General features: G+C 61.1%; 12 protein-coding genes. 8 read left to right on the top strand and 4 right to left on the bottom strand.

Annotated elements, in window-relative coordinates:
- Positions 1-2: 2 nt before the first annotated feature.
- Positions 3-647 carry a FadR/GntR family transcriptional regulator gene (locus tag HMPREF2822_RS06230; RefSeq protein ID WP_154762484.1) on the bottom strand — a complete coding sequence of 215 codons (645 nt, stop codon included), beginning with the start codon at positions 645-647 and terminating at the stop codon, positions 3-5.
- Positions 648-830: 183 nt separating this feature from the next.
- Between HMPREF2822_RS06230 and nrdF the strand changes: the two genes are divergently transcribed.
- The 4 genes from nrdF (at position 831) to HMPREF2822_RS06210 (ending at position 5,866) form a co-directional block, all read left to right on the top strand.
- On the top strand, positions 831-1,820 hold the full coding sequence (nrdF, locus tag HMPREF2822_RS06225; RefSeq protein WP_070522424.1) for a class 1b ribonucleoside-diphosphate reductase subunit beta: 990 nt from the start codon (positions 831-833) through the stop codon (positions 1,818-1,820).
- A gap of 339 nt (positions 1,821-2,159) precedes the next feature.
- On the top strand, positions 2,160-3,851 hold the full coding sequence (gene ctaD, locus HMPREF2822_RS06220) for an aa3-type cytochrome oxidase subunit I (protein ID WP_070522420.1): 1,692 nt from the start codon (positions 2,160-2,162) through the stop codon (positions 3,849-3,851).
- Positions 3,852-3,954: 103 nt separating this feature from the next.
- Complete coding sequence (gene serB / locus HMPREF2822_RS06215) at positions 3,955-5,148, top strand: phosphoserine phosphatase SerB (protein WP_070522500.1); 1,194 nt, start codon at positions 3,955-3,957, stop codon at positions 5,146-5,148.
- A complete protein-coding gene (locus tag HMPREF2822_RS06210) occupies positions 5,141-5,866 on the top strand; it encodes a peptidyl-tRNA hydrolase (protein WP_070522417.1) in 726 nt (241 codons plus the stop codon). The genes serB and HMPREF2822_RS06210 overlap by 8 nt, the downstream gene beginning before the upstream one ends.
- Here the strand turns inward: HMPREF2822_RS06210 and HMPREF2822_RS06205 are convergent.
- The 3 genes from HMPREF2822_RS06205 to HMPREF2822_RS06195 are packed head-to-tail and all read right to left on the bottom strand — an operon-like array spanning position 5,863 to position 9,833.
- On the bottom strand, positions 5,863-7,824 hold the full coding sequence (locus HMPREF2822_RS06205) for an ATP-dependent DNA helicase (protein WP_070522414.1): 1,962 nt from the start codon (positions 7,822-7,824) through the stop codon (positions 5,863-5,865). The two genes, HMPREF2822_RS06210 and HMPREF2822_RS06205, sit on opposite strands and share 4 nt — an antisense overlap.
- 36 nt (positions 7,825-7,860) lie before the next feature.
- Positions 7,861-9,213, bottom strand: coding sequence for a nicotinate phosphoribosyltransferase (locus HMPREF2822_RS06200; protein WP_070522411.1), 1,353 nt, complete (start codon positions 9,211-9,213; stop codon positions 7,861-7,863).
- Between the two features lie 41 nt (positions 9,214-9,254).
- Positions 9,255-9,833, bottom strand: a complete 579-nt coding sequence (locus HMPREF2822_RS06195; protein WP_070522408.1) for a CAP domain-containing protein — start codon at positions 9,831-9,833, stop codon at positions 9,255-9,257.
- Positions 9,834-9,921: 88 nt separating this feature from the next.
- Between HMPREF2822_RS06195 and clpS the strand changes: the two genes are divergently transcribed.
- The 4 genes from clpS to murI all read left to right on the top strand — a co-directional run bounded on the left by clpS (position 9,922) and on the right by murI (position 12,361).
- Positions 9,922-10,257, top strand: a complete 336-nt coding sequence (gene clpS, locus HMPREF2822_RS06190) for an ATP-dependent Clp protease adapter ClpS (protein ID WP_070522406.1) — start codon at positions 9,922-9,924, stop codon at positions 10,255-10,257.
- A 4-nt stretch (positions 10,258-10,261) separates the two neighbouring features.
- Positions 10,262-10,798 (top strand): DUF2017 domain-containing protein, encoded by a 537-nt coding sequence (locus HMPREF2822_RS06185; RefSeq protein WP_070522403.1) that lies wholly within the window; start codon positions 10,262-10,264, stop codon positions 10,796-10,798.
- Between the two features lie 64 nt (positions 10,799-10,862).
- Entirely contained in the window at positions 10,863-11,585 is a 723-nt protein-coding gene (locus HMPREF2822_RS06180) for a rhomboid family intramembrane serine protease (protein ID WP_070522400.1), read from the top strand.
- The gene (murI, locus tag HMPREF2822_RS06175; RefSeq protein WP_070522397.1) at positions 11,585-12,361 is read left to right on the top strand and encodes a glutamate racemase; all 777 of its coding nucleotides are present in this window, start codon (positions 11,585-11,587) and stop codon (positions 12,359-12,361) included. The genes HMPREF2822_RS06180 and murI overlap by 1 nt, the downstream gene beginning before the upstream one ends.
- The last annotated feature ends 60 nt before the right edge of the window (positions 12,362-12,421 follow it).

Raw genomic sequence — 12,421 nt, 5'->3', positions numbered from 1 at the left:
TGTTAGTCCTTGTTCGCACGCGCCTCAATTAGGATGGCGCGTGCGATTTTTTCTGCCTCGGGGGAGTCGCCGCGGTGGATTGCTTCCGCTAGGTCCAGGTGGCGCTGTTCGGTGCCGGCCGTGGGGTTGCGTTTGCGGGAGCCAAAGAGGGAACGCCCGCGCACCATGGACAGCAGATAGGGGCTGAGAGCTGAAAACATCTCATTGCCCGAGGCATGGAGAACCATGGCATGAAAACGCAGGTCGGTAGCGAGGTGCTCACCGACGCGCCGCGTTGGCGTGTCTTGGAGGCGTTGGGCCAGCTCTAAGATCTCTTCCTTGTCTTCTTGGGACGCATGCAGCGCAGCGAGGCCGGCGGCGACGGGCTCGATGGCAAGGCGCAGTTCGTTGAGTGAGGAGCGCTGCCTGTCGCGGGATTTCTCTGAGCTCAGGCGCCACGAAATGATGGCGGGATCATAGACCGCCCACTCGCTGATGGGGAGCACCGTGATACCTACGCGGCGTGAAGAAGAGACCATGCCTAAGTGCTCTAGTGCGCGCATTGCCTCGCGGGCTACGGTTCGGGAAACTCCGAAACGCGCGCAGAGATCGGTGAGTGTAAAACGCTCACCGGCGGCAAGGGTGCCGCTGACGATGTCGGCGCCCATGGTGTCTAGAACGGTGCTGAGTAGGGGAGCGGAGGGCTCAGTCACGGGGAGCCGGTACCTCCATCGACATTCGGGGGCGTGTGAACAGGGCTTAAGTATAAAACACGCAGGAATTTTGGCCCCTAGTTTTACCGGGTACCATGGCACCAGACTCACAATAACTAGTAAGACGAGGTGACGTGCGTGTCTCACGAGTACGACGATTACATCGCTAGCCACGAGGCTCCGGTGAAGGCGATTAACTGGAACACGATTCCAGATGAGAAGGATCTCGAGGTGTGGGATCGCCTCACCGGTAACTTCTGGCTTCCGGAAAAGGTGCCGGTGTCTAACGATATCCAGAGCTGGAAAACTCTGACTGAGAAGGAGCAGGAGACCACCATGCGTGTCTTCGCTGGTCTCACTCTGCTCGATACCATCCAGGGCACCGTCGGTGCGGTATCGCTGCTTCCCGACGCCACCACTCTCCACGAAGAGGCGGTCTATACCAACATCGCCTTCATGGAGTCCGTTCACGCGAAGTCCTACTCCAATATCTTCATGACGTTGGCGTCGACTCCTATGATCAACGACGCCTTCCGCTGGTCCGAGGAGAATGAAAACCTCCAGCGCAAGGCAAAAATCGTTATGTCCTACTATCAGGGCGATGACCCGCTGAAGAAGAAGGTTGCGTCCACCTTGCTGGAATCCTTCCTCTTCTACTCAGGCTTCTTCCTGCCGATGTACTTCTCGTCGCGCGCAAAGCTGACGAACACGGCCGATATCATCCGCCTCATCATCCGCGATGAGGCCGTCCACGGCTATTACATCGGCTACAAGTTCCAGCAGGGCTACAAGAAGCTCTCGGAGTCGGAGCAGGAAGAGATGAAGGGCTACGCCTTCGACCTGCTCTATGAACTCTACGAGAACGAGATCGATTACACCGAGGATCTCTACGATGAGTTGGGCTGGACCGAGGATGTAAAGCGCTTCCTTCGCTACAACGCCAACAAGGCGCTCAATAACCTAGGCTTCGAGGGGCTTTTCCCGGCTGATGAAACCCGCGTGTCCCCGGCCATCCTGTCCTCCTTGTCTCCGAACGCGGATGAGAACCATGACTTTTTCTCTGGCTCCGGTTCCTCCTACGTGATTGGCAAGGCGGAGGAAACCACCGACGAGGACTGGGACTTCTAAGTAGCATCCACTGCCACGCCGCACCTCCTAGAACGATCAACCGAAAGTTTGATTCTTTCAGGGGGTGCGTTTTCGGGTTTTAGGGGCCGACACACCCGACCATCTGTGTTCTAGATCACCGCCTGGTGGGGCATGGCGTGGCAGGTCTGCCACGTACAAGGGGTTATCCGGATAAAACGGGGCTAACAAGGGCTATGGGGAATATCAGAGCGCTGGAAATTTGGCCCTGAGGTGCCCTAATATAAGGCGAGTAAACCTAGGTGTTTAATCACTGGGCGTGTGGCGCGATAAAACGCGTGATACCGATGTGGTTAGACGCTTGTTCTTCAGGAGGATTTTATGACCGCTGTGGCGCCACGGCTCGACGATTACGTCGCGCCTACACGTCCGGAGCCGACTGGTAACGCAAAGACCGGTTCCAAGGCGTGGATGTTGCTAACCACCACCGACCACAAGCAGCTGGGCATCATGTACATGATCATGGCCTTCAGCTTCTTCTTCCTCGGTGGCTTCATGGCTCTGCTGCTTCGCGCTGAGCTTTTCACCCCAGGATTGCAGTTCCTGTCCAACGAGCAGTTCAACCAGCTCTTCACCATGCACGGCACCGTCATGCTGCTGCTGTTTGCAACACCAGTGGTGTGGGCATTCGGTAACTATGTTCTGCCCCTGCAGATTGGCGCACCGGATGTGGCCTTCCCGCGTCTGAACGCTTTCGGTTTCTGGATTACCCTGACCGGCGGCGTCGTGATGCTCGCGGGCTTCTTGACCCCGGGCGGCGCTGCTGACTTCGGCTGGACCATGTACGTCCCGCTGTCTGACTCGGTTCACACCCCGGGTATCGGCGCCGACATGTGGATCGTCGGCGTGGGCGCTACCGGTGTCGGTACCATTGCTTCCGCCATCAACATGATCACCACGGTCCTCACCCTGCGTGCACCGGGCATGACCATGTTCCGTCTGCCGGTCTTCACCTGGGCAGTGTTTACCGCATCTGTCATCGTTCTGATGATCTTCCCGCTGCTGACCGCTGCGGCGCTGGGTGTTCTTTATGACCGCAAGCTGGGCGGCCACATCTTCGACTCCGCCAACGGCGGCGGCATCCTGTGGCAGCACCTCTTCTGGTTCTTCGGCCACCCGGAGGTCTACGTCCTGGCACTCCCGTTCTTCGGCATCATCTCTGAGGTTGTCCCGGTCTTCGCTCGCAAGCCGGTCTTCGGCTACATCGGTCTGGTCTTCGCCCTGCTGGCAATCGGTGCGCTGTCCATGGCCGTGTGGGCTCACCACATGTTCGTGACCGGTGCTATTCTGCTGCCGTTCTTCTCCTTCATGACCTTCCTCATTGCGGTTCCGACCGGCGTGAAGTTCTTCAACTGGGTCGGCACCATGTGGAAGGGCCACATCACCTGGGATACCCCGATGATCTTCGCCATGGGCTTCCTGGCAACCTTCCTCTTCGGCGGCATGACCGGTATTATGCTGGCCTCCCCGGCACTGGACTTCCACCTTGCTGAGTCCTACTTCTTGATTGCTCACTTCCACTACACCCTCTTCGGCACCGTGGTGTTCTCCGCCTTCGCTGGCCTGTACTTCTGGTTCCCGAAGATGACCGGCCGCATGCTCGATGAGCGCCTGGGCAAGATTCACTTCTGGCTGACCTTCATCGGCTTCCACGGCACCTTCCTGGTTCAGCACTGGGTGGGCAACATGGGTATGCCGCGTCGTTACGCCGACTACCTGGAGTCTGATGGCTTCACGGTCTTCAACCAGATTTCCACCATCTTCTCCTTCGTCCTCGGCGCCTCGGTTATCCCGCTGATTTGGAACGTCTTCAAGTCCTGGCGCTACGGTGAGATCGTCACCGTGGACGATCCGTGGGGCTATGGCAACTCCCTCGAGTGGGCCACCTCCTGCCCGCCGCCGCGCCACAACTTCGTGTCGCTGCCGCGCATTCGTTCCGAGCGCCCGGCCTTCGAGCTGCACTACCCGCACATGGTTAAGCGCATTCGCGAGGAAGCACACGTCGGCCACTAAGCACTCACTAGCTGAGTACTCCTGAAAACGCCGCCTCCCCATCACTGCGATGGGGAGGCGGCGTTTGCCGTAGGTGAAAAGGTCACGAACGTGGTGTGAGATAATAAGCCCCGTGGATAATCAAAGTGAACAAGTCTTCGCCGTTGTTACCGCCTCCGGCCCCGATAAGCCAGGCGTGTCGGCGGCCTTCTTCCGCGTACTGGGCTCTCATGATGTGGAGCTCGTCGACGCCGAGCAAGCTATCTTCTCCGGTCGGATTTCGCTGTCCGCCTACATCCGGGTTCGTTCCTCGCGCCTCGAGGCTTTGGAGCAGGGATTGCGAAATACGCTGAGCATCTACGCGCAGTCCATCAACGTGGATCTGCGAGAAGAAGAGTCAACCTCACGCCCGCGCTCGACGCACGTCGTCGTGGTTCTGGGACGCCAGCTCAACGCCAGCCAGATGTCCGCCATTGCTAAGGAACTGGCTAACCTCAACGTCAACATCGACCGTATCCGCGGGCTCTCCACTTATCCGCTCAATGGCTTGGAGCTGTATATCACGATCGATGGTGCTGCCGATCCTGTGCGCGCCATGCTGGCCCGCCTAGCTACCGAGCAAGGTGTCGACATCGCCATCGAGCGCTCCGGCCTGCAGCGCCGTTCGAAGCGGCTTATCTGCTTTGACTGCGATTCCACCCTTATCACCGGCGAGGTCATCGAAATGCTGGCCGCCCACGCCGGCAAGGAAGCCGAGGTTGCCGCAGTGACGGAGCGCGCGATGCGCGGCGAGCTGGACTTCGAGCAATCCCTACGCGAGCGCGTCGCCACCCTGGAAGGTTTGCCGGAGTCCGTCATCGCAGAAACCGCCGCCGATATTTGCCTGACCCCGGGCGTGCGGACCACCATCCGCACCCTCAAGCGCATGGGATACCGCGTTGCGGTAGTCTCTGGTGGCTTTATCCAAGTCCTCGAGGATCTGGCACGGGAACTCGACCTCGACTATGTGCGCGCCAACACCCTCGAAATCGTGGACGGTAAGCTCACCGGCCGCGTCATCGGTGACGTGGTGGACCGCAAGGCCAAGGAGAAGTTCCTGCGCGAATTCGCTGCGGATTCGGGTCTGAGCATGCTGCAGACCGTTGCCGTCGGCGACGGCGCTAACGATATCGACATGATTTCCGCCGCCGGCTTGGGCATCGCCTTCAACGCCAAGCCAGCGCTGCGCCAGGTTGCGGATACCTCCGTCAACCACCCGTACATGGATGAGATCCTGCAGATCCTCGGTATCCCGATGGAAGAAGTTGCCAGTGAGTAATCTCCGCGAGGCCCATCGCCGTCTTGCGGCTGCGTGTAGCGAGCGCAGTTGGCGCGATGACCCTGAGGACCCGAACAAACCCGAGACCATTCAGGCGATGCAGATCGCGCTTAACCTGCCCAAGCAGGATCCACCCGCGCGCACCGAAGTGCTCGAGGCGGCAGCTAAAGGCGTCGTCAAGCTCTGCCTCGATGATAGGGCTGGCCAGGATGGGGCCTTCGCCGAGGCCCTAGGGCAGTGGTACGGGCACCGCATCCGCAAGGTGGCGCGCCGCGCACGCAACAAGGCCTGGCGTGATGTGCAGTCCCTGCCGGGCGTCACCGTGGATGATCGCGCGCGCGTCTTCCTCCCCTCGGCGGTGCAGGACGTGCACCCACTCGTGGCGAAGCTGCAGATCGGTCACACCGATTTGCCCCAGGATGAGCCCGGGCCCGCGCTTGGCGACGCCCCCGTGATCTACGTCGACGCCTCCCTCGCCATGAGTGCGGGAAAGGCCGCAGCACAAGTAGGGCACGGCTCAATGCTGCTGGCCGCGGCGATGAGCTCCGAGGAAGTGGAGGACTGGGCAGCACAGGACTTTGTGCTGTCCGTGCGCGAAATCCCCCATGAGGAATTTGCCGTGGCTTGTGCGCGTCCGGGAGCGGTGGTGGTGCATGACGCCGGTTTCACCGAGGTCGCTCCAGACTCAGCCACGGTGTGCGCGCTGCGTCATCCCTAGCGGGCCTCAACCAGGCGCTTGAGCGCCCCGCGTACGACCTGCGGGTCGCTCGTGGGCCACATCTGCGGCATCGAGGCGCGTAGGTAGGAGCCATAGCGCTTGGTTTCCAAGCGGCTATCGAGGACTGCGACGACCCCGCGGTCCGCAGTGGAGCGCAGCAAGCGGCCCGCGCCCTGGGCCATAAGCAGCGCCGCGTGCGTAGCGGAAACCTCCATAAAACCGTTGCGCCCAGCCGCTTTCGCGGCTTCGGTGCGCGCTTGCATCAGGGGATTATCTGGGCGGGGGAAGGGGATACGGTCGATGAGCACCAGGGAACACGCGGGGCCCGGGACGTCGACACCCTGCCAGAGAGTGAGCGTGCCGAACAGACAGGAGTTCTCGTTCTTCGTGAACTTATCCACGAGCGCGCCGATGGAGTCCTCGCCTTGAAGGTAAATGTCGAAAGGGAGCGTGGGCTTGAGCTCCTCGGCCGCTTGTTGTGCGGCCCGGCGTGAGGAAAAGAGACCGAGGGTGCGCCCGCCCGCGGCCATGATGAGCTCGCGGATTTCCTTAAGCGTCTGCGGGCTGAGTCCGTCGCGGCCCGGCTGCGGCAGGTGCGCTGCGGTATAAAGGATGCCGCTGCGCGCGGGGTCGAAAGGATAGCCCACGTCGAGACTATCCCATGTACCTTTGGGCAGGCCCCATTGTGCGGCCATGGCGTCGAAGCGCCCGCCCAAGGCAAGCGTGGCGGAGGTCAGCACGACAGTCTGTTCGCCGAAGAGCTTTTCGTGCAGCATCCCGGCGATGGAGAGCGGGGCAACGGCCAGGGTGTCGTTCAGCGTGCGCTCATCGCGTTCCAGCCACACCACGTCGGCGTGTGCTGCGGGGTCACCGGTGGCGAAGACATCGAGGATGCGGGCGATGGCTTCGACGAGGCTGCCGAGGTGATTGGCCAGGTTTTGGCGCTCGGCAGATTTTTCCGGGTCTTGGGCCTGTTCGCCTTCGGGGGCGCGGGCGATGGTCTCGCGGCAGTCGCTTAACGTGTCCGCGAGGCTCATGAGTTGTTGCTTGGCTTCCTCCGGAAGATCGGTCCAGCGGCCCGGCGTGAATTCACCGAGTAGTTGGCTGAGCTCATTGGCTTGTTCGCTCAGTCGCTGGTCTTTGCCATTGGCGCCGAGGGACTTGGCGCGGTTGGCCGCCATTTTGAGGGCGCGCCCGGTGATCTCGGCGGTAGAGACTGAGGTGATACGGCCGTCCAGCTCGTGTGCCTCATCGATGATGACGACATCGTGCTCCGGCAGGATGTTGATGTCTGCCACCGCATCGATGGCGAGCAGCGCGTGGTTGGTGACGACGATGTCGACGTCCGCCGCGCGGTGCCGCGCGCGCTCCGCGAAGCAGTCCTCGCCGTGCGGGCAGCGGGTAGCACCAAGGCACTCATTGGAGGTGACGGAGACCTGCCGCCAGGCTAGATCGGGCACTCCCGGTTCGAGGTCCTCGCGGTCGCCCGTCTCGGTGTCCTCCGCCCACTCGTAGACGCGCTGGACATGGCGGCCGAGGCTGGAGATGGCGTCCTGGTCAAGCAGGGCGTCTTCGTCGTCAAGCTCAGCGGCGCGGGAGACTTTGTTGAGGCAGACGTAGTTGGAACGCCCCTTCATGATGGCGAAGGTCGGCTTCTTTTCCAGGTGCGGTTCGAGGGCCTCGGCGAGGCGCGGCAGATCTCGTTCCACCAGCTGGCGTTGCAGTGCCAGCGTGGCCGTGGAAACAATCACGGTGTGCCCGGTCTCTTGCGCGTGGCGAAAAGCAGGGACGAGGTAAGCCAGTGATTTACCCGTACCCGTTCCAGCTTGCACGGCGAGGTGGCGCTCTTTTTCCAGCGCGGTGGTCACGGCTTCCGCCATGCGCACCTGGCCGGCACGCCGCGCACCTCCGAGGGCGGAGACGGCAGCGTCGAGGAGGTCAACCGTTGAATCCTGCATTTGAGTCAGTCTAGTCGGTTGCCTCCCGCACGCATCCTATGAGCCGAACCCGATGAAGCGGGTCGGCACTGCAGGTTCGTCGCGGGTCAGAGCTAAACCTTCCCACGGCAGAGTGGTGATGGCTTGGGCTAGGTACTCGCGGGCTTCGTGGAGGGTGGGCAGATTGTCCAGGATCTCTCCGTCGCGCATGAGCGGCACCGTCATGTCGCGGGTGCTCAGCGTCCCGGTGTCTGGGTCTTCGGCGGAGAAGGGGAGCACGAGCTCCTCGACGGCCACCCCGGAGGAGCGGTAGGTGCGCAGGGAGCGCTTTGCCCCGCCCTGCGACTTCTTCGAGGAGGAACGCTTGGCCACGGGATGGCCATCAACCTCGACGACCTTGTACACCATGCTGGCGGTTGGGGCGCCAGAGCCGGTGACCACCGAGGTACCGACGCCGTAGACGTCGACGGGATCTCCGCGCAGGCCAGCGATGGCGAACTCGTCCAGGTCGGAAGAGACAACGATCTTCGTGTTGTGGTTGCCCAAGTCATCGAGCTGTTTGCGCACACGGCGGGTGACAGCGGCCAAATCGCCGGAGTCGATGCGAACGCCGCCCAGCTCGGGGCCGGCCACCCGCACGGCGGTTTCCACGCCCTTGGTGATGTCGTAGGTATCCACCAACAGGGTGGTGCCCACGCCGAGGGTTTCGATCTGCCCGCGGAAGGCCGCCTCCTCGTTCGGGGATCCGTCTTCGTTGACGTGCGCGAGCGTCCATGCATGCGCCGCGGTACCGGAGACCGGGATGTCGTAGCGGTAGCCAGCCTCCAGGTTGGAGGTGGCCTGGAAACCGGCCAAGTAGGCGGCGCGGGCGGCGGTGACGGCGGCATACTCGTGCGTGCGGCGCGAGCCCATCTCGATGATGGGGCGGCCATCCGCAGCCACCACCATGCGTGAGGCCGCAGAGGCCACGGCGGAATCGGAATTCATGATGGACAGGATCACGGTTTCCAGGATCAGGCATTCGCCAAAGGTTCCGCGCACGGTCAGCAGCGGCGAGTTGGGGAAGTACAGCTCGCCTTCGCGATAGCCATCGATGTGCCCGGAGAAACGGTAATTAGCCAGGTACTCCTTGGTCTCTGCATCGAGGAAATCCATTTCCGCCAGCTGCTGAGCGGTGAAGCGGAAGTCTCGGACTGCGCGAAGGACACGCTCGGTGCCGGCGACAACACCGTAGCGCCGCTCGTTGGGGAGGCGGCGGGCAAACACTTCGCAGGCCACCTGGCGGTGTGCGGAGCCATCGCGCAGCGCAGCCTGCAGCATGGTCAGCTCATACTTATCGGTAAGCAGGGCCGTAGAACGATCGCTGGGCCCGAGCCCAGAATCCTGGACGTTGTCTGAGGTAGTAGTCACATCGAAGATGCTACTCAGCGCGTACCGAAAAATCAGCAGTTCTATGCTTCGAGCTGAATGACAACGTAGACTTCGCCGTCGCTGTAAGCCGTGCCCACCGCAGCGGTGGTCATGCGGGGATCGCGCAAGGCGGCCACGTGGGAGGGGGAAGCTCTGAAGGCTTCGACAAACTCATATCCACTCGCCGTGTCCAAAGGAAGGTGGTGCTGGACCATCTGCACGTTTTCTTCAGATGGCCTTTCCTCGTGTGTTACCGCGTTGCATTCTGCCTTTTCGCGGGCAGCGGTTTGGCGGTCGATCCAGGGCACCAGCGGGGCTAGACCATCCTCCTTGCGCCACGTGTTGAGCGCCTCTATGAGCTCATCTTGGATGGTGGCGAGCTGGCGTTGGACGGGGACGTCGGGAAGCTCGTAATCGCACGTCGCCGGCGCGGGAGGCTCAGAATCCTGTGAGCTGCCGTTATCGGAGGGGTTGGTCAAGCTGAGCACGGCGGTCACGAGCGTGCCACCGAGGACCAATACGGTGATGATGCGCTGCACGAGAGGCACAAGGTCCTCTCTTGAGGGTTGGCGTCCCGCGAGAATGTCAGTAACGGCTGGGGGAAGGGAGAAAGAATTCATCGATGCCACCTGCAAACGACAATCAGGTTAAAGGTCGAAGACAGTATAACTGTTCGCGAGATGAAAAAATTTGGCTAGTGTAGAGAACATGAAAGCGCACAACGAAACGTCCGCAGTCGTGGTGATGAGTTCGCCCATGGCCACCCCGGAGCTGGATGAGGCGATTGACGTCGACGTCGCCACGAGCGAAAACCTGCCGTGGATGTGCATTGTCTGGGATGACCCAGTCAACCTAATGAGCTACGTTTCCTACGTGTTCCAGACTGTTTTGGGTTATGACAAGAAGCGAGCTAACGAGCTGATGATGCAAGTCCATACCGAAGGTAAGGCGGCGGTGTCCTCGGGTGAACGCGACAAGGTTGAAGCTGACGTGAAGAAACTACAGGTCGCCGGCCTGTGGGCCACGATGCAGCAGGCAGGATAAGAGTATGCAGACGTGGAAGAAGAAAAAGTCCTTCATGCGTGGTGCGAAGTACACCACCGTATTCGAGCCCATGGAGCGTGAAGTCCTCGGTGATCTCACCGCGACGGTCTCCGAGGCCATCATCGCCCGCGCGCAGTCAGCGCCGAAGGATGAATTGGCGGACATGCTCGACATGCCCACTGGCCACACCGAAGCACCGGAGGATCCGTCACTGGCCCGTCTCTTTCCAGACTTCCAGAAGCCAGGGGACGAAGAGTTCGATGGTGATAATTCGCTGCTGCGCTCGCTGCACGAGAATGACATCGCGCGCGCCAAGCTGGAGAATCTCCAGGTGATTAACACCGCCCTTGGCCCTACCGGCGGGGTAGAGGTGGCTATCAGTGAGGAAGAGGCACATGCTTTCCTCGCCGGCCTCAATGACCTGCGCCTCTACATCGCTGCGGGGGACGTGCCGCAGGATACCCCCGGGGCAGACCGCGATGCGCTCGTGGAATGGCTGGCCTTCTGCCAGGATTCGTTGCTCAACGTCATCATGGACTAGCAGAAGCGCAGGCCGGGATTGGAGACGTAGTCCTTGCCTCACGCTTGCTAAAGTTGGAGGCATTATGACCACGAGTGGACCCTTTGGCCAGCAGCAATCGCATGAGCCCAACCCTTTCCAACCCCGCCCGGCAGGACCGGGAACGGGGCACCAACCCATACTCAACAAGGGGGACTCGAAGAACTACACCCGGACCGGACGTTTAAAAACGGCTGCGTCTTTAACGGTGGGCTTCCTGGCCGTCGAGTGGATCATCCACATCATCAACTTCCTGTTCTTTGGAAGCGAGCTGGGGCAGTACGGCATTCACCCGTTGGATTTCAACGGTATCTGGGGGATCTTCACCGCGCCGCTGCTCCACGCAAACTTTGAGCACCTCATCGGTAACTCGCTGCCAGGTGCGGTGTTTTGTTTCCTGATTGGCCTATCCGGGCGTAAGGCGTGGTGGGAGGTCACCATCATCGTGGTACTCATCGCTGGTGTTGGCACGTGGCTGCTGGGCGGGCCGGGAACCTCGCATATTGGAGCCTCGGGCGTGGTGTATGGCTGGTTGGCATACCTTATCGTGCGGGGTATCTTTAACCGCTCGTTGAGCCAGTTCCTCGTTGGCTTAGGCCTTGGTTTTGCCTACTCCGGCCTGATCTGGGGCGTGCTGCCCATCTATGAGGGAGTGAGCTGGCAGGGCCACCTTTTCGGTGCCATTGGCGGCATCGTCGCGGGCATGGTGATCACCTCTGATGACCCGATGAGAAAGGTTAAGCCTGCGCCTCGAGGAGTGATGAACTAATGCCTGATGCAACCCCTCCCATTGGGATTTTTGATTCAGGCGTAGGCGGACTCACCGTAGCGCGCACAATCATTGAGCAGCTTCCCGACGAATCCATCGTCTACATCGGCGATACCGCCCACGCCCCTTATGGTCCACGGCCCATTGCCCAAGTCCGTGAGCTGTCCACCGCGATTGCTGATGAACTCGTGGAGCGTGGCTGCAAGATGCTGGTGATTGCGTGCAACACCGCCACCGCAGCCTTCCTCCACGATGCCCGCGAGCGCTACGACATTCCGGTCGTCGAGGTGATTCGCCCGGCCGTGCGCCGTGCCATTGCCACCACCCGCAACGGCAAGATCGGCGTGATCGGCACGGAGGGCACCATTAATTCAGGTGCTTATCAAGATCTTTTTGCGGTCAACCCGAACGTCGAGTGCGAGGCAGTTGCTTGCCCGGACTTTGTGAACTTTGTCGAGCGCGGCATTACCGCTGGGCGCCAGATCCTCGGTGTGGCGGAAGGCTACCTCGCTCCGCTGCAATCGGCAGGGGTCGACACACTCGTCCTCGGCTGCACGCACTACCCACTGCTCACAGGCGTCATCCAGCTCGCTATCGGTGACAACGTCACCTTGGTGTCTTCCGCCGAGGAGACCACGAAGGACGTTTTGCGCATCCTCACCAAGACGGACATGCTTGCCCCGGCGGGGCAAGTGCCAACCCGCAGTTTTGAGTGCACTGGTGACCACGCGGCGTTCGAGCGTTTGGCTACGCGATTCCTGGGACCCAAGATTTAGCACCGGCAAAGATGTACAATCGAGCCAAATCTCGCATCCCCCATTGTTTCGTGGAACTAT

Source organism: Corynebacterium sp. HMSC062E11, from assembly GCF_001811845.1.
Classification (GTDB): domain Bacteria; phylum Actinomycetota; class Actinomycetes; order Mycobacteriales; family Mycobacteriaceae; genus Corynebacterium; species Corynebacterium hesseae.
The sequence above is the reverse complement of the archived record's forward strand: the minus strand, read 5'-3'. Positions and strand labels throughout refer to the sequence as shown.

Bases quoted from the DNA above. Each gene is read 5' to 3' on its own strand.
- HMPREF2822_RS06230 (WP_154762484.1), bottom strand. From the start codon at position 647: ATGGGCGCCGACATCGTCAGCGGCACCCTTGCCGCCGGTGAGCGTTTT.
- ctaD (WP_070522420.1), top strand. From the start codon at position 2,160: ATGACCGCTGTGGCGCCACGGCTCGACGATTACGTCGCGCCTACACGT.
- HMPREF2822_RS06205 (WP_070522414.1), bottom strand. From the start codon at position 7,824: ATGCAGGATTCAACGGTTGACCTCCTCGACGCTGCCGTCTCCGCCCTC.
- HMPREF2822_RS06195 (WP_070522408.1), bottom strand. From the start codon at position 9,833: ATGAATTCTTTCTCCCTTCCCCCAGCCGTTACTGACATTCTCGCGGGA.
- clpS (WP_070522406.1), top strand. From the start codon at position 9,922: ATGAAAGCGCACAACGAAACGTCCGCAGTCGTGGTGATGAGTTCGCCC.
- HMPREF2822_RS06185 (WP_070522403.1), top strand. From the start codon at position 10,262: ATGCAGACGTGGAAGAAGAAAAAGTCCTTCATGCGTGGTGCGAAGTAC.
- HMPREF2822_RS06180 (WP_070522400.1), top strand. From the start codon at position 10,863: ATGACCACGAGTGGACCCTTTGGCCAGCAGCAATCGCATGAGCCCAAC.
- murI (WP_070522397.1), top strand. From the start codon at position 11,585: ATGCCTGATGCAACCCCTCCCATTGGGATTTTTGATTCAGGCGTAGGC.